The sequence below is a fragment of the Embleya sp. NPDC025285 genome, from assembly GCF_055558835.1.
In genome coordinates, this window is record NZ_JBVHLU010000073.1 from 36,196 (window position 1) to 58,032 (window position 21,837).

General features: G+C 71.2%; 24 protein-coding genes. 12 read left to right on the plus strand and 12 right to left on the minus strand.

All coding sequences use genetic code 11. The features are described 5' to 3' along the window. Positions 1-47: 47 nt before the first annotated feature. The 4 genes from ACZ4FV_RS36015 to ACZ4FV_RS36030 all read left to right on the plus strand — a co-directional run bounded on the left by ACZ4FV_RS36015 (position 48) and on the right by ACZ4FV_RS36030 (position 4,000). Positions 48-1,286 carry a L,D-transpeptidase gene (locus ACZ4FV_RS36015; protein ID WP_402229560.1) on the plus strand — a complete coding sequence of 413 codons (1,239 nt, stop codon included), beginning with the start codon at positions 48-50 and terminating at the stop codon, positions 1,284-1,286. A 390-nt stretch (positions 1,287-1,676) separates the two neighbouring features. Next, positions 1,677-2,132 carry a tellurite resistance TerB family protein gene (locus ACZ4FV_RS36020; protein ID WP_395869548.1) on the plus strand — a complete coding sequence of 152 codons (456 nt, stop codon included), beginning with the start codon at positions 1,677-1,679 and terminating at the stop codon, positions 2,130-2,132. Between the two features lie 117 nt (positions 2,133-2,249). Then, a complete protein-coding gene (locus ACZ4FV_RS36025; protein WP_395869546.1) occupies positions 2,250-2,840 on the plus strand; it encodes a hypothetical protein in 591 nt (196 codons plus the stop codon). Then, the gene (locus ACZ4FV_RS36030; RefSeq protein WP_395869544.1) at positions 2,837-4,000 is read left to right on the plus strand and encodes a PrsW family intramembrane metalloprotease; all 1,164 of its coding nucleotides are present in this window, start codon (positions 2,837-2,839) and stop codon (positions 3,998-4,000) included. Before ACZ4FV_RS36025 ends, ACZ4FV_RS36030 begins: the two co-directional genes overlap by 4 nt. Positions 4,001-4,446: 446 nt before the next feature. Here ACZ4FV_RS36030 and trxA read toward each other — a convergent pair whose 3' ends face one another. Further along, a complete protein-coding gene (gene trxA, locus ACZ4FV_RS36035) occupies positions 4,447-4,815 on the minus strand; it encodes a thioredoxin (protein WP_465324627.1) in 369 nt (122 codons plus the stop codon). Between the two features lie 265 nt (positions 4,816-5,080). On the opposite strand from trxA, the gene ACZ4FV_RS36040 reads away from it, so the two are divergent. Further along, the gene (locus ACZ4FV_RS36040) at positions 5,081-5,341 is read left to right on the plus strand and encodes a hypothetical protein (protein WP_020554669.1); all 261 of its coding nucleotides are present in this window, start codon (positions 5,081-5,083) and stop codon (positions 5,339-5,341) included. Between the two features lie 56 nt (positions 5,342-5,397). Here ACZ4FV_RS36040 and ACZ4FV_RS36045 read toward each other — a convergent pair whose 3' ends face one another. From ACZ4FV_RS36045 to ACZ4FV_RS36065, 5 genes are all read right to left on the minus strand, one after another. After that, a complete protein-coding gene (locus ACZ4FV_RS36045) occupies positions 5,398-6,342 on the minus strand; it encodes a hypothetical protein (RefSeq protein WP_402229554.1) in 945 nt (314 codons plus the stop codon). Between the two features lie 187 nt (positions 6,343-6,529). Continuing rightward, positions 6,530-7,342, minus strand: a complete 813-nt coding sequence (locus ACZ4FV_RS36050; protein WP_395869538.1) for a serine hydrolase domain-containing protein — start codon at positions 7,340-7,342, stop codon at positions 6,530-6,532. Positions 7,343-7,353: 11 nt separating this feature from the next. Further along, positions 7,354-7,887 (minus strand): arsenate reductase/protein-tyrosine-phosphatase family protein, encoded by a 534-nt coding sequence (locus ACZ4FV_RS36055; RefSeq protein WP_402229551.1) that lies wholly within the window; start codon positions 7,885-7,887, stop codon positions 7,354-7,356. A gap of 177 nt (positions 7,888-8,064) precedes the next feature. Beyond that, complete coding sequence (locus tag ACZ4FV_RS36060) at positions 8,065-8,550, minus strand: (4Fe-4S)-binding protein (protein ID WP_395869534.1); 486 nt, start codon at positions 8,548-8,550, stop codon at positions 8,065-8,067. A gap of 43 nt (positions 8,551-8,593) precedes the next feature. Next, positions 8,594-8,899 (minus strand): GNAT family N-acetyltransferase, encoded by a 306-nt coding sequence (locus ACZ4FV_RS36065; protein WP_402229549.1) that lies wholly within the window; start codon positions 8,897-8,899, stop codon positions 8,594-8,596. 229 nt (positions 8,900-9,128) lie between these two features. Here ACZ4FV_RS36065 and ACZ4FV_RS36070 point away from each other — a divergent pair, with 229 nt between their 5' ends. Both ACZ4FV_RS36070 and ACZ4FV_RS36075 read left to right on the plus strand, forming a co-directional pair. Next, the gene (locus ACZ4FV_RS36070) at positions 9,129-9,950 is read left to right on the plus strand and encodes an SDR family NAD(P)-dependent oxidoreductase (protein WP_395869530.1); all 822 of its coding nucleotides are present in this window, start codon (positions 9,129-9,131) and stop codon (positions 9,948-9,950) included. A 179-nt stretch (positions 9,951-10,129) separates the two neighbouring features. Next, the gene (locus tag ACZ4FV_RS36075) at positions 10,130-10,807 is read left to right on the plus strand and encodes a restriction endonuclease (protein WP_395869528.1); all 678 of its coding nucleotides are present in this window, start codon (positions 10,130-10,132) and stop codon (positions 10,805-10,807) included. A 441-nt stretch (positions 10,808-11,248) separates the two neighbouring features. On the opposite strand, the gene ACZ4FV_RS36080 is transcribed toward ACZ4FV_RS36075, so the two are convergent. From ACZ4FV_RS36080 to ACZ4FV_RS36095, 4 genes are all read right to left on the minus strand, one after another. Continuing rightward, positions 11,249-11,461 carry an FmdB family zinc ribbon protein gene (locus tag ACZ4FV_RS36080; RefSeq protein WP_402229545.1) on the minus strand — a complete coding sequence of 71 codons (213 nt, stop codon included), beginning with the start codon at positions 11,459-11,461 and terminating at the stop codon, positions 11,249-11,251. 23 nt (positions 11,462-11,484) lie between these two features. Next, positions 11,485-11,805, minus strand: coding sequence for an antibiotic biosynthesis monooxygenase family protein (locus ACZ4FV_RS36085; RefSeq protein ID WP_395869524.1), 321 nt, complete (start codon positions 11,803-11,805; stop codon positions 11,485-11,487). A 114-nt stretch (positions 11,806-11,919) separates the two neighbouring features. Then, positions 11,920-14,214 (minus strand): collagenase, encoded by a 2,295-nt coding sequence (locus tag ACZ4FV_RS36090; protein ID WP_465324635.1) that lies wholly within the window; start codon positions 14,212-14,214, stop codon positions 11,920-11,922. Between the two features lie 231 nt (positions 14,215-14,445). Next, positions 14,446-14,730 carry a hypothetical protein gene (locus ACZ4FV_RS36095; protein WP_402229541.1) on the minus strand — a complete coding sequence of 95 codons (285 nt, stop codon included), beginning with the start codon at positions 14,728-14,730 and terminating at the stop codon, positions 14,446-14,448. Between the two features lie 18 nt (positions 14,731-14,748). Between ACZ4FV_RS36095 and ACZ4FV_RS36100 the strand changes: the two genes are divergently transcribed. From ACZ4FV_RS36100 to ACZ4FV_RS36110, 3 genes are all read left to right on the plus strand, one after another. Beyond that, positions 14,749-14,940, plus strand: a complete 192-nt coding sequence (locus ACZ4FV_RS36100; protein ID WP_395869518.1) for a hypothetical protein — start codon at positions 14,749-14,751, stop codon at positions 14,938-14,940. Positions 14,941-15,187: 247 nt separating this feature from the next. Continuing rightward, positions 15,188-16,705 (plus strand): aldehyde dehydrogenase, encoded by a 1,518-nt coding sequence (gene adh / locus ACZ4FV_RS36105; protein ID WP_395869516.1) that lies wholly within the window; start codon positions 15,188-15,190, stop codon positions 16,703-16,705. Continuing rightward, positions 16,705-17,145 carry a DUF779 domain-containing protein gene (locus ACZ4FV_RS36110; RefSeq protein WP_395869514.1) on the plus strand — a complete coding sequence of 147 codons (441 nt, stop codon included), beginning with the start codon at positions 16,705-16,707 and terminating at the stop codon, positions 17,143-17,145. The genes adh and ACZ4FV_RS36110 overlap by 1 nt, the downstream gene beginning before the upstream one ends. Before the next feature lie 55 nt (positions 17,146-17,200). On the opposite strand, the gene ACZ4FV_RS36115 is transcribed toward ACZ4FV_RS36110, so the two are convergent. Then, positions 17,201-18,517 (minus strand): prenyltransferase/squalene oxidase repeat-containing protein, encoded by a 1,317-nt coding sequence (locus ACZ4FV_RS36115; protein ID WP_465324643.1) that lies wholly within the window; start codon positions 18,515-18,517, stop codon positions 17,201-17,203. A 96-nt stretch (positions 18,518-18,613) separates the two neighbouring features. Then, the gene (locus ACZ4FV_RS36120; protein WP_395869510.1) at positions 18,614-19,654 is read right to left on the minus strand and encodes an MBL fold metallo-hydrolase; all 1,041 of its coding nucleotides are present in this window, start codon (positions 19,652-19,654) and stop codon (positions 18,614-18,616) included. A 310-nt stretch (positions 19,655-19,964) separates the two neighbouring features. Here ACZ4FV_RS36120 and ACZ4FV_RS36125 point away from each other — a divergent pair, with 310 nt between their 5' ends. Both ACZ4FV_RS36125 and ACZ4FV_RS36130 read left to right on the plus strand, forming a co-directional pair. Next, positions 19,965-21,428 carry an aldehyde dehydrogenase gene (locus ACZ4FV_RS36125; protein ID WP_395869508.1) on the plus strand — a complete coding sequence of 488 codons (1,464 nt, stop codon included), beginning with the start codon at positions 19,965-19,967 and terminating at the stop codon, positions 21,426-21,428. An 81-nt stretch (positions 21,429-21,509) separates the two neighbouring features. Further along, positions 21,510-21,740 carry a ferredoxin gene (locus tag ACZ4FV_RS36130; protein WP_465324647.1) on the plus strand — a complete coding sequence of 77 codons (231 nt, stop codon included), beginning with the start codon at positions 21,510-21,512 and terminating at the stop codon, positions 21,738-21,740. The last annotated feature ends 97 nt before the right edge of the window (positions 21,741-21,837 follow it).

Genomic DNA, 21,837 nt, shown 5'->3' on the forward strand with positions numbered 1-21,837 from the left:
GTTAGTGTTGAACGATCCCCGGTCGTCCAAGTTCGTGAGGTCAGCACGTGCGCAAGCCACTGATATCCGGCTCCCGCAAGGGAATTCGCATGGTCGCGCTGCCCCTGGCGGCGGCCGCCGTCCTGCTCGCGGGATGCGGTTCGGGAGGGGCGGACAAGGCGGGGAAGTCGGAGGCGGCGCAGGGGAAACCGGGCTCGGACGGGAATGAGGCCAAGGACACACCGGCGCGGGTGAGCGTGGATCCGATCGACGGGACCCAGGGTGTGGTGCCGGGCAAGCCGATCACGGTGACCGCCGACTCGGGCACGCTGGCCTCGGTGCGCGTGGTGGACGCGCAGAACCGGGCGATCGAGGGCGCGGTGGGGGCGGACGGCCGCACCTGGACCTCGACCACGCGGACCATCCCGGGCGCCGCCTACACGGTGACCGCCACCACGCGCGGCAAGAAGGGCGCGGAGACCTCCGTCACCAGCAAGTTCGGCACGCTCAAGGCCGACACCGTGAACAAGGTCACGCTGCGTCCGGCCAACGGCGGCACGTTCGGCGTCGGCCAGCCGGTGTCGATCATGTTCGACCACGCGGTCAAGGACAAGGCCGAGGTCGAGCGCAACCTCAAGGTCACCACCGCGCCCAACGTCGAGGGCTCGTGGGGCTGGACCAAGGACCAGTCCGGCAAGGACCGGGTCGACTGGCGGCCACGCGAGTTCTGGCCGAGCGGTACCAAAATCACCCTCAACGCGAACCTGGCGGGTGTGGCCAGCGGTCCGGGGACCTACTTCACCCGGGACTACGAGAGCACCTTCACGGTCGGCACGAACCGGGTCGTCGAGGTGGACATCCCCAAGAAGCGGCTGACCGTGATCGAGGACGGCACGGCGGTCAAGACGATCAAGATGTCGGCCGGCTCGAACGAGTTCCCCACCCGCGGCGGCACGCACGTGATCCTGAACAAGAACGCCACCGAGACCCTCGACTCGACCACGGTCGGCCTCGGCGACAGCTACAACCTCCCGGACGTCCCGTGGGTGGTGCACTTCACCTCCTCCGGCACCTTCTTCCACTCGGCCGCGTGGAACACCGCCAACATCGGCGTCGCCAACACCAGCCACGGCTGCGTCGGGATGACCGTCCCGGACGCCGAGTGGTTCTACAACCGCGTCCAGGTCGGCGACCCGGTCGTGGTCAAGGGCTCGAACAACACCGAGGCCACCGAGCCGGGCAACGGCTTCGGCAACTGGCAGCTCACCTACGACCAGTGGAAGGCCAAGAGCGCCCTCGCGAGCTGAGCCGGGTATGCCCGGGGCTCGGCCGAATCGGTCGGGCCCCGGGTCGGTTCACGTGCCGGAACGCGGCACCCGGGCCGGCGCGCTCCGCCGGCCGCCCGGGCGCTCGGGCAGCGACGGCGTGGCCGCACCCCCACCGACATCCTGCGCGTCCCCGGCGCGCGGTGCGGCAGCCCCCGCAGCCCGACGCCCCGCAGCGTGCGGCCGGCCCATACCGCCTGCCCGCCTCGGTCCCCGGGTCGGGCACGCGCCGTCGTGGCGCCGCGTCGGCGGATGCCTCGGCCCGCCGGGCGGTTGGCGAATGGATTCTGCGGGTGGTGTGCAGGACATGTATCTTCTACGAGTCTGTAGATCAAGTTCCGAGCGCGTGTGTGCGAGAGGCAGGGGATCCCGATGGCTCTGTGGGACAAGTTCAAGCAGTCGGCCCAGACGATGCAGGGGCAGCTGGAGGCGAAGAAGAACGAGCTCAAGAGCGGCGGCTTCCGGGACGCGAGCATGGCGATCTGCGCTCTGGTGGCCGCGGCCGACGGCTCGATCGATCCGGCCGAGCGGCAGCGGGTCACCACGCTGATCACCACCAACGACGTGCTGCGCAACTTCGCCGCGAGCGACCTGGAGCAGCGCTTCGAGGCCTATCTGGCCAAGCTCACCGCCGACTTCGAGCTGGGCAAGGTATCCCTGCTCCAGGACATCGGCAAGGTCAAGAAGAAGCCGACCGAGGCGCGCGCGGTGATCCAGATCGGCATCGTCATCGGCGGCGCGGACGGCCACTTCGACAAGACCGAGCAGGCCGTCGTGCGCGACGCGTGCTTCGCCCTCGACCTGGCCCCCGTCGAGTTTGGGCTCTGATCGCACGGGCCCGCGCCGATCACCGGGGCGGGCCCGCCAACCCTTTCGAGGGACCGATTCCGCCCGACGGCCGATGTTCGTCGGGCGGAATTCCCGGCTTCGTCGGACGTTGGTGACATGACCGACGCCCGCTTCCGCACCGGGCCGCGGCGGGCTCGCTGGTGGGGTCCGTTCGCGGTCGCCGCCATCGTGGTGCTGCTCGCCGGCGGGTGGCCGCTGATCGACTCGTGGATCGCCGGCGACAAGCGAGTCCGGGCGGGCACGGTCTTTCGGGTCGGACCGGACGAGGACCATCGCGCGTGGTTCCGGGTCGGCTCCGGCTGGACGTTGGACCAGGCGGCGACCACACCCTCGCGCGTGTTCGTGCTGCGACACGGCGCCGTGGACCTGTCGATCGCGTACATCTCGCTGCCTCGGGCCGAGGACGCGGACGCGCTGTGGACCGGACTGCGCGACACGGTTCGGGTCGGCGACCGGCACGCCCGGCTCGGCGCGCCGGTGCCGCTGACCGCCGACGCCGGGGCCCAGGGCATGGTCGGCACGCTGGACCGGGGCGACGACACCGGACGGGCGGTGATCTATCCCGGTCCCGAGGACGCGTTCGCGATCCGGCTGATCGCGCTCGCGCCACCGGATACCGCCGATCCCGACTGGCTGCCGGTACGGGACGTGATGCGCTCGCTGACCTTCACCGAGGAGGCCGCGTGAGCGCTGTCGTGGTCCGACCGTCCGGCGAGCGTCCCGCACCGATCGCCCTGACGGTGGGACTGCTCGCCTGCGTGTTCGGCCTCGGCGTGATCGGCTACGAATACCGGGACACGGTACGGGTGTTCCCGGCCGCGGCGGCGCTCGCCGGTTTCCTGCTCGTGCTCACCCTGGGCGTGGGCTATCTGCTGCCCCGCCGGATCCGGCCGGTGGTGGCGCCTCCGCACGCGAGCTCACTCGCGTGTGTCGGGTGGGGGATGACCGCCGCGACCGGTTGCGCGATCCTGGCCAACACCGGTCTGGGCGGGATCTGGGCGAAGACCAGGGGGGTCGACTTCGCGGACAGGTGGGGCGCCGCGGTGACCGCGCCGTTGAACGAGGAGACGCTCAAGCTGTGCGGCGTGCTGCTGCTCGCGTTCGCCGCGTCACGCGCGATCCGCGCGCCGATCGACGGCTGGGTGTACGGAGCCCTGGTCGGCCTGGGCTTCCAGGTGGTGGAGAACCTGCTGTACGCGCTGAACACCATCCTGCTGGACGGTGCGACCGATCCGGGCGCGTCCGTGGACGCGTCGTTCGCGGCCCGGGTCGGGATCACCGGGTGGGGTTCGCACTGGGCGATGAGCGCGGTGGCGGGCACCGGCATCGGCTACCTGGTCGCGCGCGACGGTCGACCGCTCGCCCGCCGACTGGCGGTCGCGCTCGGCTGCTGGCTGCTCGCGATGGGAATGCACGTGTCGTTCAACGCGCCGACGGTGTTCGGATGGCGTGGCACGTTGGTGAAGGTGGCGGCGAACCTGGTGATCGCGCTGCTGGTCTACCGGGCCGCGCGCCGGCACTACCTGGCCAGGTTCCGGCAGGTGGCCGCCGAGGAGGCCGCGAGCGGCGCGATCCGGCCGGAAGAGGCCGCGTTGTTGCCGCGGCGCCATGGTCGGCGACAGGCTCGCTCCGGCCCGCGCCCGCGGCCGACGCGGGTGCTGATCGGGGAGATCGAGGCGGCCCAACTGGCGCTCGTGGCCGCGCGGATTCCATCCGCGGACCCGGAGGCGCCGGCCCGCGCCGAGCGGCTGCGCGCGGAGATCGCGACGCTGCGGGCGCACCTGCGGGCGAGGCCCGTCGCGGACGCGTCGGGATGGCCGGGGCGGACACCGGCGCCGCCTTCGTGAGCGGGCGGTTGGCACCGGCGTCGTGTCCTGTGCCCGGCCCCTCTCGTGTCGCGGGCTCGGCCCCTCTTGCGTCTCACCAGCCCCTCTGGGCTGCCGAGTTCGATGCCGTCCCGGATTCGCGCACGCCGGCGGGGGATCTTTTGCAACTTCGCGGCGGTGGAGTTCTACTTGATGGAGCGAGAGGGGTCCGACGGAGATAGACGCGGAGAAGCGATCGAAGTCGGACCGCGCACCGCGCAATCAGGATCCACGAGAAGTGGATGGGCCCCTCTCGGCCGCATCATCGCGGTCGGGCACACCGCGGCAACCCCGGTCACCGCCACCCCGGTTGCCTGGAGCAGGCGACACGAAAGCCCGCCGGACTCGATCCGGCGGGCTTTCGGGCGTCGGCCGCGCCCTCGGGCCTGGCCGGCCGAGGGCGCCGGTGTGGCCGTCGAGGGTGTCGGTCAGCCGTCGGTGATCTTGCGCTTGACCTCGTCCATGTCCAGCCCCTGCGCCTGCTTGATCAGGTCGACGAGCGCGGCCTCGGGCAGCGCGCCCGGCTGCGAGAACACCACGACGCCGTCCCGGACCAGCATCACGGTCGGGATCGACTGGATCGAGAACGCCTGCGCGAGGTCGGTCTCCGCCTCGGTGTCCACCTTGGCGAACACCACGTCCGGGGTCGCCTCGGAAACCTTCTCGAAGGTCGGTGCGAACGATCGGCAGGGTCCACACCAGGACGCCCAGAAGTCGAGCACGGTCAGTCCGTCGCCGGATACGACCTCTTCGAAGTTCTCCTTGGTCAGTGCGACCGTGGCCATGCGTCCTCCCAAACGTTCGTGCCCCGTGGCTTGCGTCTACGTGGCTGTCAACAGGCGCGGGGGCGAGGGCATTCCTGGGCTTGTCTCGGGCCCGTCCGCGGGACTTCGCGACGACCGCGCGGGGCGTCGACGGGGTCCTGCGGGCGCGTTCCGCGAACACCTACCCAGCCGACCGCCGCACTGCACACGCCCCGTGACCCCAACCGTCACACCCGCACCATAGGCTTGTTCGAACCGGCGCCGACCGCCGGTTACCGTGCAGCCGAGGAGTCCCGCCATGCGCTACACCCGCCGCAGCGTCGTCAGTCTCGCCCCGGCCGAACCCGGGTGGGACGTCGAGGTGACCAAGGCCGGCGAAGAGGCCGTTCTGTGCCCCGTCATCGGCTGGGCCATCGTCGTGCTCGACACCAGCGCCGAGGGGCTGACCGAGACCGCGATCGAGCCCGCGTTCGTCTACGACGGTGCCGTGTACACCCCGGCCGAACTGGCGCACTCGATCGGTGAGCTGGACTACCAGATCATCGAACCGGAGGAGTGAGCGGACCGCGATCGGGTCTGGCCCGGTCGTGGCAGTCCACCTCGCATCGGCTCCCGTCACGCGCTCGGCGGGAGCCGTCGGCATTCCCGGGTCCCGCCCTGCTCGTCGGTCGGATCCGGGGCGGCCGGACCCGCCTTCGTCGCGCGGGTGTCCGGTTCGGGCGTACCGGCCGGCCCGGGCTCGACCTCGGCGAAGCGGGAGAGGGCGATCGCGCCGGCCACGGCCAGCACGAAGCCGATCAGCGCGAGCGGGACGTACGGGCCCGGGCGGCTGTGGTCGCCCAGGAAGACGATGCCGACGGCGGCGGGCAGTACGGTCTCGCCGACGACCAGGGCGGCGGCGACCGCGGTGACCACGCCGCCCTGGAGCGCGACCGTGTACAGCAGGAAGGTCAGCGCGGCGCCGGCGAGCAGCGCGTAGCACGCGGGGTCGCGGACCAGCGCGGACGGGGACAGGTCGGTGATCACGCGCGTGGCCAGCGCGATCAGGCCGAAGCCGAGCCCGGAGAGCAGGCCGAGCAGGCGCGAGCGCCACGGCTCGGTCAGGCGCGCGCAGCGCCGGCCGGCCAGGCCGAGCAGGGCGACGCCGGCCAGGAGCGACCAGCGGAACGCGGCGTGGGTGTGTGCCGGGCCCTCGTGCCCCGCGGAGACGCCGAGCAGGGCCAGGCCGGCGCACACGGCCGCGACCGCGCCCCATTCGCGACTGTGCAGGCGGGCGCCCAGGATCGGGACGGCCAGCACCGCGGTGACCGCGAGGTTGGCCGACTGGACGGCCTCGACGGCGAAGATCGGCAGTTGCCGCAGTGCGACGAACTGGCAGACGTACCCGACCAGATCGAGTCCGGTGCCGAGGACGAAGGGCCATTGCCCCAGGGCCCGGACCAGCACCCTGGGATCGAGCCCGCTCGTGCTCGCGGTGCGCCGCGCGCCCAGCGCCTGGAGCACGGTCGCGACGCCGTAGCAGAGCGCGGCGGCCGGCGCCGCGAGCACGGAGAACAACACGGTTCGACGGTATGTGTCGTTCCGGCCCGCGTGGTGCAGGACGGGCGGTGCGAAGGGGTGACCGGGAATGGTGCCCGGCGCGGCCGGTCGGTGCGGCCTCTCGGGATGGGTCTCTCGGCGTGGGCTTCTCGGCGTGGGCCCTCCGGGATGCGCCGAACTGCCGGACCGGGCGGCCCGATTCGCCGGCTCAGCGCAGTTCGGCGACCACCGCGTCGTTCAGCACCGGCCATACCTGGGCCGCCCACGGCCCGAACTCGCGGTCGGTCAGACACACGCAGGCCGCGTCCAGCTCCGGGTCCACCCACAGGAACGTGCCGCACGCGCCGAAGTGGCCGTACGTCGCGGGCGAGTTGGTGGTCCCGGTCCAGTGCGGCGACTTGGTGCCGCGGATCTCGAAGCCGAGCCCCCAGTCGTTGGGCCGTCGGGTGCCGTAGCCCGGCAGTACGCCGTCCAGGCCGGGGAAGACCACGGTGGTGGCCTCGCGCACCGTTTCCGGCGCGAGCAGGCGCGGTGCGAGCAACTCGGCCGCGAACCGGCTCAGGTCGCGCACGGTGGACACGCCGCCGGCCGCGGGGGAGTCGCCGATCGTGGTCTCGGTCATGCCCAGCGGCTCGAAGACCGCCTGACGGACGTACTCGTCGAACGGGATGTCGCAGGCCTTCTCGATGGTGGCGCCGAGCAGGTTGAAGCCGGTGTTCGAGTAGATCCGCTTGCGGCCCGGGCCGGCCAGAACGCGGTCCTCGTCGAAGGCCAGACCCGACGTGTGCGCCTGGAGGTGCCGGATCGTGGACCCGGGCGGCCCCGCCGCGTCCCCGGGCTCGATCGCGCCCTCCTCGATCGCGGCGAGCGCCGCGTACGCGGTGAGCAACTTGGTCACCGAGGCGAGTCGGAACGGCTCGTCCACCGGGCCGTGCTCGCCCTTGACCACCCCGTCCCGGGTGATCACGGCCGCAGCGGCTTTCCCGACGGGCCACGTGTCGATCATGCGCAGGCTGTTCACGGGAGTCGAGCCTACGGCGAGGGTACGCGGTCGCCCAACCGAGGGATCAGATCCGCCATCAACGCGGCCAGTTCGTGCGCACACGCGACGAAATCGGCCTCTTCGCCGCCGCCGGGGTCGACCACGTCCTCCCAGTCCGGTTCGAGCTCGACCGAGGCGAGGTCGAGCGCGGCGAGCCGGTGCGCCAGGGGTTCGCCGGCCGGTCCGGTGGCGGGCAGGTCGCGGACGAGACGCCGCAGGGTCGCGGTGCGCGCGGCGCCCTCCGGGTGGTGCCGGCGGATGTACTGCACGTGCTGGTACTCCTGCGTGATCAGCAGGTCGGCCGCGGCCACGTGCGCGTCGGTGAGCTGGGTGCTGCGGTGGCCCGCGGCGCTCAGGCCGAGCCGCTCCAGCGCGGCGCGGGTGCGCCAACTGATCTGTAGGCCCTCGACCACGAAGGTGCCGGCGGTGGCCACGCGCCAATCGGGCCGGGCCGCGCGGGCCAGTTCGCCGGCGATCACCGAGCGGGTGGCGTTGCCGGTGCACACGAAGAGCAGCGAGGTCATCCGTACATCATGGGGCCGGTCATCGAGGCGGGGCGGGGCGGGCCGCGGTCGGTCCGGGGTGGGTGGGTGTGGGGCTCGGCGGTGCCGGGTCGGGCGGTGCCGGGTCGGGTGGGTGTGGGCTCGGTGCCACCGGGGCGAGGTGGGCGGCCCGGTCGGCTGGGTCCGGTTCCGGGTGGGTCAGGTTCCGGGTGGTTCGGCGGCCGGGCGGCCGGGTGGGTCCGATTGGCCCCAGTCGCGGCCGGTCAGCGCGCACCCGGCGCTGCGGTCGCAGAACGGCACGTTGCCGGTCGAGCCGCAGCGGCACAGCGCCGCCCGCGTCTCGTGGCGGTGCGTGCCGTCGGGCATGGTCACCTGGATATGACCGCGCAGCACCAGTGGGCCGCCGTCCACGACGTACACCCGGGTGGGGTGGGTCGGCATCTCCGGCGCCCCGCCCGTGGGCGTGTAGTGCAGCGCGCCGCTGGGACAGTGCCGGATCACCTCCGCGACCTGCTCGGCCGGAACCCGCGTCGGGTCGATCCAGGGCCGCCGATCGGTGTCGAAGACCTCGGGCAGGCCGCGTACGCACTCGCCGGAGTGCAGGCAACGCTTGGCGTCGAAGGTGACGACGATGTCCTCGGCCGGATACTCCTCGCCTCGGTCGGGACCTGGGGCGGTGCTCATCTGAATCAACTCGGATCGGTCGGAGCGGGGACCGTCGGACGGGTCAGTCCGTGACCGTGCTCGGCGGGGCGTCGTAGACGAGGTCGAAGTAGTCGGGGTGCTTGCCGATCCACGCCTTGACGAACGGGCACAGCGGCAACACCTTGCGGTCGCCGCCGCGCACCAGGTCGAGCGCGCCGCGCACGAGCGCACCGCCGACGCCCTTGCCCTCGAACCTCGGGTCCACCTCGGTGTGGGTGAACACGATCAGGGCGTCGGTGGTCATGTACTCGGCGTAGCCGGCCAGGTCGCCGTCGGCCCGGGCCTCGAAGCGGTTCTGTGCGGGAACGTCCTCGACCGCGATGTCCATGTGATCCCCTCGATGTGGTTCGGATAGGCGGATGCCGACCCGACACTCTCTCTCGAATCCATTCGAACGCATACCCGGGTGTGGTGCGACCCAGGGCGACCGTCGCGGTGGCCGGAGCGCTTGATCGTTTCCCGCGCTCCGGTCGGTGCTCCGCCGTTGACCTCGCGCGCGACCTGGGAGAGCATGCGCAGATCTGACGCATCGTCATATTTGCTGGGAGGCACCACTCATGCTCGATCCCGAACCCCTCGCCGGTCAGGTCGCGGTCGTCACCGGCGGAGCCGCGGGCATCGGCGGCGGGGTCTCCCGGCTGTTGGCCCGAGCGGGCGCGCTGGTGCTGCTGAACGACATCGACGCGGACTGGGCCGAGCAGGCCCGGGTGGACATCGAGGCGGCCGGCGGGCGGGTGGAGGTGGTGCTCGGCGACATCCGCGAGCCGGCCGCGGTGGCCAGGCTGCGCGATGCCGCGCTGGCGGCGGGTGGCGCGGACGTACTCGTGAACAACGTCGGCGACTATCGGCCCTCGACCACGTTCCTGCGCAGCACGGAGGAGGAGTGGCGGGCGCTGCACGCGATCAACTTCGAACATGTGTTGCGCGTCACGCACGCACTGTTGCCGCAGATGATCGAGCGCGGCTCCGGCAGCATCGTGAACGTGTCCACGGTCGAGGCACTGCGCGGCATCCCGGGTTGCCCGGTCTACTCCGCGTACAACGCCGCGATCATCGCGTTCACCAAGAGTCTCGCGGTCGACGTGGCGCGCAAGGGGGTGCGGGTCAACGCGATCGCACCGGACATGGCGAACACGCCGCAGACGACATACGAGGCGAAATTGCGCGATCGTGACCCCGCGCTGATCGGTTCGTGGGTGCCGATGGCGCGGTTCGGCGAACCCGAGGACTACGCGAAGGTTGTGCTCTTCCTGGCGAGTGCCGCATCGTCGTATGTGACGGGTCACCTGATCCCGGTGGACGGCGGTACGACCGCCGCGAGCGGGTGGTACGGGCGGGCGGACGGTCGCGGTTGGACCAACCTGCCGGATGGCGCGTGAGCGGCATTTCGTAGGGTGTCCGGTTGTTGTTCGGGCCGGGAACCGGGCAGGTGTCCCATACGTCGGGACAGCAAGAGGGAACGATGGCGTGGCCGCGGAGTCGGTGGCGCCGATCGGATCGGGACAGCGTGAACGACACGAGTACGACCGGCCACAGCGTCACCGGGGGGACGACGGACATGGCACGTACGACGGTGAGGGCCTACCTCAATCTGGCCATCCTGGTGGCTGGGCTCGAACTCCTCGCCATCGGCATCTGGTTCGTCCTCGAGGGCATCCGAGTCGACCAGGCGGACAGCATGATGGTGGTCTACGTCTGCGCCGCCGCGGTGCTCGGCTCGGCCATCTGGCTGGGCGGATATCGGCCTCGGGCCGACGAGTTCGTCGAACGCTGCGACGACACCGCGCTGCGGGACGCGAAGGCGCGGCTGGACCGGATGGACCCGGCCCGGCTGGCCGAACACGTGGCCGACCTGTGCGAGCGGGACGGGCTGGCCGAGGTGGAGACGGTGCGGGTCGTCGAGGACGCGTACGCGGTGGACATCCACGCGAGGCGCGTCGACGGGACATCGGCGGTGTTGCGGTGTCGCAGTGCGGAGGGGCCCGGGCCGGTGGCGGGGGGCGTGGTCCAGGACTTCGTGAGTGCGCTCGCCGCTCACGCGGGTGGGGATGGGGCTGCTGCGGGGGCCGGCGCGGGCGGGGATGGGTCCGGGGCGTTGTTGCTCGCTACGACGGCCGGGTGCTTTTCGGCCAAGGCGGCGGCGGTTGCGGCGTCTGCGGGGGTGGTGCTTTTGGATCGCGCGGCGTTGGCGCACTGGGAGTGTGACAAAGAGGTGCCGGCGCCTTTGGCTGCGTAGCGGGCTTTTGGCCTCAAGCGCCGGCCGGGCTTTGGCCTCAAACGCCGGCCGGGCTGGGTGGCCTCAAACGCCGGCCGGGCTATTTGGCCTCAAGCGCCGGCCGGGCTGATGGGTTTCGGCTGGCCTTGGGGAGTTGGCTGCGCTGGGTTGGCCTCAAGCGCCGGCCGGGCTGGGTGGCCTCAAGCGCCGGCCGGGCTACTTGGCCTCAAACGCCGGCCGGGCTGGGTGGCCTCAAGCGCCGGCCGGGCTACTTGGCCTCAAACGCCGGCCGGGCTACTTGGCCTCAAGCGCCGGCCGGGCTGGGTGGCCTCATGCGCCGGCCGGGCTGATGGGTTTCGGCTGGTCTTGGGGAGTTGGCTGCGTTGGGTTGGCCTCATGCGCCGGCCGGGCTGAGTGGTGCGGCGGTTGGGGTGGGTGGTTTTCCGCTGGGCTTGGGTGGGGTCAGTTGCAGCAGCCGCCTCCGCAGCAGCCGCCTCCGGTGTTGCCGGTGGGGCGGGGGGTGGAGGCGGCGCCGGTTACCGCGACCGTGGACAGGAGTTTTGTGGTGTCGCCGTGGCCTTGGGGGCACGTGGCCGGGTCGTTTGCGGCGGACATCGGGCGGTTGAGCTCGAAGGTGATGTCGCAGGTGCGGCAGCGGTAGTCGTAGCGTGGCATGGCGCCAAGGCTAGTACCGGAGGTCAGGCCTTCGGGCCGGTGCTCTGGACGACCTCGAAGGACCACAGCGCCGAGTCGGTGGAAGCCGGCTTCGGCCGTTCGCCGCCGTCGCCCTGCCCGTGCGCGGCCTTCATGGTCCCGGCCATCCACGCCTGGAAGTCCTCCTCGCTGCGCCAGCGCGTGTACACGAGGTACTGGTCGGTCCCTTCGACCGGCCGCAGCAGTTCGAACCACTCGAACCCGTCCTGCGAGTCCACCATCCCCGCACGCGACGCGAATCGCTGCTCCAGGGTCTCCCGCATCTCGGCGGGCACGGTCAGCGCGTTGATCTTCACCACAGACATGCCCCCAGTCTGCCGGACGGTCGGGTGTCGCCTCGCACCGGAGCGGGTGGAGGGGACGGCCCCCGGGCGCGGGGTGGGCAGCGCTCGGGGGCCGTCGTTGGTGGGGGTGGTGGATCAGGGGCGGAGGGGGCCTTCGCAGGTGTAGGTGGAGGTGGCGGCCCGGGCGTTGGTCCAGGCGACGGGTGCGGTGAAGTGGCAGTTCATGTCGGCGAGGTTGTCGAGGGCCGCGCCGGCGCGGATGAGGATGAAGTAGTCGACCGTGGCCGCCATGGCGGTGTGCATGCGGCCCGGATCGGTCGAGTCGATGTTCGCGGTGATCGCGCCGGTGCAGGTGAAGCGGGGGAGCCTGTCGCGGGTCGCGCTGCACGACGTCGGGTTGTTGGAGGTGGCCCGACGGAAGGCCCGGCGGACCTGGTCGGCGCCGGTCGCGGTGAGTTTCCCGGGCGGGGTGTACTTCGCCACCGGCACGATCAGGTTGTCCACGTCGGCGATTTGGCGGTCGAGGTAGGTGTCGAACTCGGCCTGGAAGGTCGGGCCGCTCACCCGGTCGAGGAAGGCGTCGAACGCGGCGACGTCGTTGTTCCGCAGGTGGGTGTACATCTCGGTGAGCAGGTCCGGGTGGTCCCGGCCGAGCATCGAGAAGAACGAGCCGGCGTAGGCGTAGTAGCGGAAGAAATAGCCGTCGTCGTCGTATGTGAAGTGCAGCGTCTCGCGGACGGACGGCCGACTGCCGTACTTCCGCACGTCCGAGATCACCTTGGTGACGAGCGACTTGCGTAGCTGCACGCCTTGGTCGCGGGTCGCGCCCGCCAGGTACTCGGCCATGCCCTCGTCGAAGGCGGTGGTCCGGTTCTCCGCGTACCAGGGGCCCTGGCCGAACGAACCGGGCACCGCCCAGCGGCCGTTGAGGTAGTGGGTGTACTCGTGGCGGAACAACTCCTCCAGTTGGAGGAGGGAATCGCGCGGCACGACGCGTTGATAGGTGTAGAAGGTCGCGCCTTCCTCGATGTACAACCCGCCGTTGTTCGTCGAGTAGCCGTACAGGAACGGCTGGTACGTGTGGTAGTCGGCCATGCTCGCGTACAGCCGGACGGTCAGCTTGTGGTTCGGGTCGCCCGTGAGCGGCAGGTCGGCGCCCACCGTGCGGAAGAACTGCTCCTTGACCTGCTTGGAGGCGTAGTACAACTGCTCGACGGTGGCCCGGTCGAGAGACGTGTGCACCTCGATGTCGCCCCGGTCGAAGGTGTACGTGTTCGGGAACACGGCCGCCTCCACGTCGGCCCGACAGACTCCCGCCGCGTGACAGCGACCGTAGGTCTCCAGCCAGTGCGCGACCTCGCTCCACGGCACCGAGAAGCGGCCGTACCAGCCCTCGGTGTCGGTGAGCATCGTGCTCAGCCCGGTCACCGTCTCGGCGGTCAGACTCGGGATCTGCCCGAGTCGGCCGTACTCGTAGACGCCGTTGCGCAGCAGCCCGGAGGTGCTCGGCGTGTTCAGGTGCCGGTAGCCGACGAACGCCTTCAGGCCGGCGCGGTAGGCCGGATCGGCCTGTACGGCGGCGATGAAGCCCGCGTCGCCGTTGTAGATGCCGTGGTAGGCGAGGGTCTGTGCGGAGAGCACCGCGTTCCGCCGGGCCGCGTCCTGCCAGGCTGCCGTGCTGCCGTCCATGTCGCGGAACATCCGTGTGAGCAGAGGCAGTTGCCGTCCGCGTACGCCGTCGATGTCGGCGCTGATCAGCACTTCGCGCAGCAGTGCGCCCGAGGTGGGTGTGAGGTCGAACGCGTGCGGCGCGGCGCGGAAGGCGTCCGCCGCCGCGTTGATCGCGGCCACCACGGCCGGCCCGCGCAGGTCGATCGCCGGGTTGTCCCAGTCGAGGTAGAGCGCGGCGTGGGTGAAGTACCAGAGTTCGTACAGGTGCGACGCGTTCGTGCCGTCGTAGCCGGGGGCCAGCGCGGTGATCCGGGCCAGTACCGCCTGGAGGTGAGCCGGCGTCAGCACCCGGCCCAACTCGGGGGTGTAGGTCCACAGGAAGCCGCGCAGGCAGTCGGGTCCGACGTCGGCACGGGTGAGGAAGTCGGCAAGGGCCTGCGGGGACAGTGCGGAGAACTCGGCGAGCGTGCAGCCGGCCGGCAGGGCGGCGGCCTGGGCTCGCAGGTGCGCCGGCGGGGCGATCGGGAGGTCCGCCGGGGAGGGGCCCCGGCCGGGCGGCTTCGCGTTGCTCCCGTCGACCGGACCCGGACCCCGGTCGGGGCCGAGCGAGAGTGGCGAACCGATCCGGTCGACCTCGTCGTCCGGATCGGCCGCCGTCGCCGTGTTCGCTTGCCCGACCCGCGAGTTCGTGCTCGGGACGGGGCCGGCCGAGGCCGTCGACGGAGCTGCGATCGGCAGCACGCCGACGGCCAGTGCCAAGAGGGGAACGCTTGTGGCAAACCACTTCCTGCGGCGTGCGTGATTGCTCATGTACGGCCCTTCGGCACGGGCGGACCACGGTCGGTGGTCCACAGTGAGAACACGACGCTGAGTACAATGGCATATGTCACACGTGACATCCAGATGGATTCACGGTGAATCGTTTCCGACGGGGGCGGAAGTCGGTTCGGAAGTTGCCGCCGTGCTCGCGGCGCTCGGCGGTCGTGTCGGCTACCGGGCGGCGAGTTCGGCGTTCGCCTTGGCGGTGACATGGGCGAGCGCGCGGGCGGCGATCTCCCGGTCGGCGGTCGGAAGGTCGCCGTACAGCCGCTCGGCCACGCCGGCCACGGCGTCCGTGAACCCCTGCCGGAGGGCGGCGCCCTTGTCGGTGAGAGCCGTTCGGGCGCCGTCGACCAGCCCGGCGTCGGCGAGTTCGTCGAGCAGGGTGTGCGCCTGCGACTCGCAGAGGGGAGCGCGCCGGCGGGGCGCTATCGCAGCGCCCCGTTTCGCCGACACCACGAGCAGATCGCCGGCATGGTCGCGGAGTTCGCCCCCGACGCGGACGCCGCCTATGTCGCCGATCTGCTCCTGATGGCGTTCGCACCGGGCCTGTTCGACTTCCAGCGCACCGAGCGCGGCTGGGACGTGGACCGCATCAAGCGCGGCCTCGACGCGCTGATCGCCGGCATCGGGGCCGCCGAAGGGGCCGACGCGCAGCCGTCGTAACCACCACCGTGCCCCGTGGGACGGGAACACGACCGGGACAGAACAGCGATGGGACAGGGGTAGGCAGCCCAGGAGCGGGCCGGCCCGCGACGCCCCCCGGAGCCGGCATTTCCCGCCGATGAACCCGTGACCTTCGGCCCGCCGGCGACTAGCGTCGGCCGCAGGCGCCCCGAGCCGCGACCCGGTCGGGTGTGTGCCGCTGATGGTCCGTCATGCCCAGTGCACGGCAAGGGAAGCGGAGGCTTGCGTGGTCTACAGTCAGCCCGGCCAACCGGACAGCATCGTCAATTTCGAACCTCGGTACGACAACTACATCGGGGGCAAGTGGGTGCCGCCCGTGCAGGGCCGGTACTTCGACGACATCACCCCCGTGACCGGACAGCCGTTCTGCGAGGTGGCCCGTTCCACTGCCGAGGACGTCGAACTCGCGCTGGACGCCGCGCACGCGGCCGCCGACGCGTGGGGGCGGACCAGCGTCACCGAGCGGTCGCTGATCCTGCTGAAGATCGCCGATCGCATCGAGCAGAACCTCGAACGCCTCGCGGTCACCGAGACGTGGGAGAACGGCAAGCCGGTCCGCGAGTGCCTGGCCGCCGATCTGCCGCTGGCCGTCGACCACTTCCGCTACTTCGCCGGGGTGATCCGGGCCCAGGAAGGGTCCATCTCGCAACTCGACGAGGACACCGTCGCGTACCACTTCCACGAGCCCCTCGGCGTGGTCGCGCAGATCATCCCGTGGAACTTCCCACTGTTGATGGCCACCTGGAAGCTCGCGCCGGCGCTCGCCGCCGGGAACTGCGTCGTGCTCAAGCCCGCCGAGCAGACCCCGGTGAGCATCCTGGTGCTGATCGAACTGATCGCCGACCTGCTGCCGCCCGGTGTGGTCAACGTGGTCAACGGCTTCGGCTTCGAGGCGGGCAAGCCGCTGGCGAGCAGCAACCGGGTGGCGAAGGTGGCCTTCACCGGCGAGACGACCACCGGGCGGCTGATCCTCCAGTACGCGTCGCAGAACATCATCCCGGTGACCGTCGAACTCGGCGGCAAGAGCCCGAACATCTTCTTCGCCGACGTGGCCGACGAGGACGACGACTTCTTCGACAAGGCGGTCGAGGGCTTCGTGATGTTCGCGCTCAACCAGGGCGAGGTCTGTACGTGTCCGTCCCGGGCGCTGATCCACGAGTCGATCTACGACCGGTTCATGGCGCGCGCGTTGGAGCGCACCCGGGCGATCGTGCAGGGCAACCCGCTCGACCCGGCGACCATGGTCGGCGCGCAGGCGTCCAACGACCAGTTGGAGAAGATCCTGTCCTACCTCGACATCGGCCGGCAGGAGGGAGCCGAGGTCCTGATCGGCGGCGCGCGCAAGGTGGTCGAGGGCTTCGAGGACGGCTACTACGTCGAGCCGACCATCTTCAAGGGCACCAACGACATGCGGATCTTCCAGGAGGAGATCTTCGGTCCGGTGGTCTCGGTGACCACGTTCGGCGACGACGCCGAAGCGCTGCGGATCGCCAACGACACGCTGTACGGCTTGGGCGCGGGGGTGTGGACCCGGGACGCGACGCGGGCCTACCGGTTCGGTCGGGAGATCAAGGCCGGCCGGGTGTGGACCAACTGCTACCACGCCTACCCCGCGCACGCGGCGTTCGGCGGGTACAAGGCATCCGGGATGGGCCGGGAGAACCACCGGATGATGCTCGGCCACTACCAGAACACCAAGAACATGCTGGTCAGTTACTCGGCGAAGAAGCTCGGATTCTTCTGATGACCGAGTCGCCGCAGACGCCGAGCGTGGCCGACCCGCCCGAACGGCCGGGGACTTCGGTCGAGAAGGTCGCGATCACCGCGGCCGCCGCCGAACTTGTGGTCGAACTCGCGGCCGAGCACGGGCCGTTGCTGTTCCACCAGTCGGGCGGTTGTTGTGACGGGTCCTCGCCGATGTGCTACCCGAGAGGGGAGTTCCTGGTCGGCGACGCGGACGTTTTGCTCGGCTGGGTCGCCGGGCAGCCGTTCTACATGTCCGCGGCGCAGTACGAGTACTGGCGGCACACCCACCTGACCGTGGACGTGGTGCCCGGTCGCGGCGGCGGGTTCTCGGTCGAGGCGCCGACCGGCAGGCGATTCCTGATCCGCTCGCGGGTGTTCACCGACGACGAGGCGCGCCGACTGGAGAGCGACCGGGCGCAGCCGGGGCGCGGGCACTGAACGGTCGGGCCCGGGACGGGATCGCTACCGTCCCGGGCCCGCCGGCACGGTCGGCTCAGTCCTCGCGGCGGCTGCGTCGCATGCCCAGGATCAGGGTGGCCGCCAGCAGTACCGCGATCACCGCGGCCAGCGTGTCCCGCAGGGTGTGGTCCGCCGGGCCGTCGATCAGGTTGCTCTGGTTGGTCATGTCCGGCGTCGGCGTCGCGGCCGGCCCCGTGGCCTGGAGCAGCTTCGGCAGGTCCAGACCGCCGAACGTGGTCACCGTGCGGTTGGTCGCCTTGGCCGCCAGGATCAGCGAGGCGAGCCGGACCGGGTCGCTGCCCGCCATGGTCTTGGCGCCCGAGGCCAGCCAGTCGACCGCCGCGCCCGCCTCGGCCGGGTGACCGGTCGCGGACAGCGCCTGGACGGCGGCCACCGTGGCGTCGAAGTCGCTCGGCCCGCCGAAGTGATTGCCGCCCGCCTTCAGCTTCGCGATCAGCCACGCCGCGCCGCCCTGCGCGGCCAACGCCCGGCCCGGCTCGGCACCGGGGCAGACCAGCGGGGTGACCGCGATGGAGGGGGCCGGTACGGCGGGCTGGGTGCCGTATCCGAGCGCGAGCACCGAGCGTGCGGTCACCGTCGGATCGACCGGACCGCCCGGGCGCGTGGCGAACGCGCCCCGGTCCGGCTCGGGCGCGGCGCAGCGCGACTGGGTCGCCTTGAGCGCGTCGGTCGGCGTACGCCCCTGCGGCGACCTCAGCAGCTCCGGCGAGCGGCCGGCGGTGACGATCGCGCTGATCGCGGCCGCCGTCGCGGCAGGGTCACCGGTCGCGTCGGGCGCGGGTGCGGTCGCGAACGAGCCGTCCGCGAGCTGCTTGGACCGCAGCCAGTCGACGCCGCGCGCGACCCGCGTGTCGTAGGTGCGCAGCGCGTGCAGTGCCTCGATCGCGGTCGCGGTCGCGACGGTGTCCTCCCGAGCGGCGTCGCACGGCGCGGCGGGATCGGCTCGATACGCGGTGAAGCCGCCGTCCGCGCACTGCTGCCCGAGCAGCCACTCGATCGCGGTCGGGGCCGGTTGGCTGTCCGTGGAGGCCAGGGCCATGATCGCCAGCGACTGCCGGTAGACCCCGTCCGAGGTCGGATCACTTCGCCCGTACAGCGCGAGCGGCACCGGTCCGGACTGGGCCTTGTCGACCGAGACGCGTTGGACGGCCGACACGGAGGTGGTGATGGTGCGCGGCACCGAGTCGCCCACGGCCGCCCCGAGCGAGCCGCCGGGCGGCGGCGGTGTCGGCGCGGCGGCGGCCACACCCCCCGTCCAGAGCGAGCACAACAGCGTCGTCGTGAGCACGGAGGCCGCCGCGGCACGCCCGCGGCGTCGGGGGGAGGGCATGCAGTGCCTTTCGCTGAACGCTGAGCGGATCGGACCGCGAAACCGACGGTCGACGGTCCCGGCCACCCTACCCGTGCGCCCCCGCGGACCCGAGGGTCACAGGGCCGTATAGCGCACGGGGTCGCCGCCGGGCTCCGCGCCCGCCCGTCCGCGCTTGACCAGGTGGCGCAGGTGCGCGGCGGCCTCGCTGAGGGCCAGTTGCCGGTTCTGCGCGCCCAACTGCGCCCACGGCCGGTTCCAGTCCATGCCCTCGGCGATCTGCCACAGGGTCAGCGACGCCGCGCACAGGCGCGTGTGCAGCGCCGCGAGCCGGTCCTCGTGCAGCCGGGCCACCTCGGCCGCCCGGCCCGCCGCGTCCTCGAAGGCGTGCTCGTGGGCGGGGAGCACACCGGTGATCGGCAGCCTGGCGACACGTGTCAGGGAGGCCAGGAAGTCACCGAGCGGGTCGGCCTCCTCGGCCTCGTCGTACAGCCCGATATGCGGCGTGATCGAGGGCAGCAGGTGGTCGCCGGAGAGCAACCGGCCGTCGCCGCCCTCCAGGTGCAGACAGACGTGGCCGGGCGTGTGCCCGGGCGTCCACACCGTGCGTACCGTGCGACCGGGCGCGGGTGCGAGTTCGCCGTGCACCAACTCGCGGTCGGGCACCGCGTAGTGCAGACGCGGGCGGCTGCCGGCCGTCGCGGTGCGCAGGCCGGTGAGCGCGTCCAGCGCCTCCTGCGGTGCGCCCGCGAGGGCGAGCACCTCCAGGTGGTGGCGCAGCCAGGCGGAGCGCGGCGCGTTGTTGATCAGTTCGACCTGCTCGGCGTCCGCCGCGTGCAGCGCGACCCACGCGCCGGATACCTCGCGCACCTTCTCGGAGAGCCCGTGGTGGTCGGGGTGCGCGTGGGTGACCAGTACGCCGTGCACCTCCTCGATCGAGGTGCCGACCTCGACCAGGCCGTCCACCAGGGCCCGGTAGGAGACCGGGTCGTCCCAGCCCGAGTCGACCAGGACGGGTCCGGCGTCGGTCTCCAGCACATAGACGAGGGTGCAACCGAGCGGATTGTTCGGGATCGGAACCGGGACGGTCCACACACCGTTGCCCAGATCGGCGACCCGAGGCGTCGGCGGGGTGGGGCGGCTGGATGCGGTGGTCATGGGCGGCCTCCTTCTCGATGTACTCGAAGTGGCGCCAGTCGAACGCCGGGTGCGCGCCCGACTTCGATGATCACCATAGAACACGTTCTCTCATACACCACCGCGCCGATGATTTGAGGGGTCGTCAGATCGAGATCCGGCACGTACGATCCTTACCTGTCAGCCGATGAGACTCCAGTCTCATTCGAGCCGCGAATGCGTTGTTCCCTCATCGGCAAACTGATATCTGTTCTAGTCAGAGTTCTGCTCATAGCCCGCAAGCCCCTGTATCGCGCAGCGTGTGTGCACGCCCGCACCGAGGAGGACCGTGATGACGGATATCGTGGAGCACAGCCAACTGGTCATCGGCGGAGAGCTGGTCGACCCCATTGGCAAGGACACGATCGAGGTCGTCTCGCCCCACACCGAAGAGGTCATCGCGCGCGTTCCGCACGCCTCGACCGCGGACGTGGACGCCGCGGTCGCCGCCGCGCGCAAGGCGTTCGAAGAGGGCCCGTGGCCGCGCATGTCGTTGGACGAGCGGATCGCCATCCTGGAGAAGATCCGCGACGGCTTCATGACGCGGTCGCAGGAGATTGCCGAGGTGGTCGCCTCGCAGAACGGATCGCCGGTCGGCTGGGGCCTGTTCGCGCAGGCCATCGGCGCCGGGATGATCTACGACACGGTGGCCAAGATCGCCCGCGACTACCAGTGGGAGGAGAAGCGGACCGGTCTGCTCAACCCGCTGCTGATCCGCCGCGAGGCGGTCGGCGTGGTGGCCGCCGTGGTGCCGTGGAACGTCCCGCAGTTCGTCACGGCCGCCAAGCTGGCGCCGGCGATCGCGGCCGGCTGCACGATCGTGCTCAAGCCGTCCCCGGAGACCCCGCTCGACTCGTACATCCTGGCCGAGATCTGTCGCGAGGCCGGCCTGCCCGACGGCGTGCTGAGCATCGTCGCCGCCGACCGCGAGGTCAGCGAGTACCTGGTCGCCCACCCCGGCATCGACAAGGTCGCGTTCACCGGCTCGGTCGGCGCGGGCAAGCGCATCATGGAGGTCGCCGCGCGCAACCTCACCCGGGTCACCCTGGAACTCGGCGGCAAGTCGGCGGCGATCATCCTGCCCGACGCCGACCTGGAGCACACCGCCACGACGCTGCTGCCCAACTCGTACATGAACAACGGCCAGGCGTGCGTCGCGCAGACCCGCATCCTGGCGCCGCGCGCCCGCTACGACGAGATCGCCGAGCGCTTCACCGCGTGGGTCGGCGAGCTCAAGGTCGGCGACCCGATGGCTGCCGACACCCAGGTCGGCCCGCTGGTGGCCAAGCGCCAGCAGCAGCGCTCGTTCGACTACATCCGGATCGGCCAGGAGGAGGGCGCCAAGCTGCTCGCCGGCGGCGGCCGTCCCGAGGCGCTGGAGAAGGGCTGGTACGTCGAGCCCACCCTGTTCGGCGACGTGGACAACTCGATGCGGATCGCGCAGGAGGAGATCTTCGGCCCGGTCGTCGCGCTGATCCCCTACGACGACGAGGAGCAGGCGATCGCGCTGGCCAACGACTCGGACTTCGGACTGTCCGGCAGCGTGTGGACCACCGACATCGAGAAGGGCATCGACGTCGCCCGCCGGATCCGCACCGGCACCTACTCGGTGAACACGTTCGGCCTGGACTTCTTCGGCCCGTTCGGCGGCTTCAAGAACTCGGGCATCGGCCGGGAGTTCGGCATCGAGGGCCTGGGCGCGTACACCGAGGCCAAGTCGATCGCGTTGCCCGCGGGCTACGACGCGCAGATCTGACCGTCGCCGCCGGCCCGCCTCCGCGCGGGGCGGGCCGGCGGTTCCAGGCCCTGCCGGGCCGAGCGAAGAAGAGGTGTTCTGATGGGTGATCGCTGGCGCGTCGAGGTCGACAGAAGCGTCTGTATCGGTTCGGGCATGTGCATCGGCAGCGCCCCGGCCGACTTCAAGCTGGACGCGGGCCGGCAATCGCATCCCCGGGCCGAGGAGATGGACGCCTCGGACGCGATCCTGGAGGCGGCCGAGAGCTGCCCGGTCGAGGCGATCTCGATCATCGAGGTCGGCTCGGGGAAGACGGTGTTCCCGCCGGACTAGAGGCAACGCCGTTCAGTTAGGGCGGGGTGGGTGGTGTCAAGGGTCGGTCATGAGCACGTTGATGCCGATGGTGGCCTTGTAGGTGGTCCGATCGATG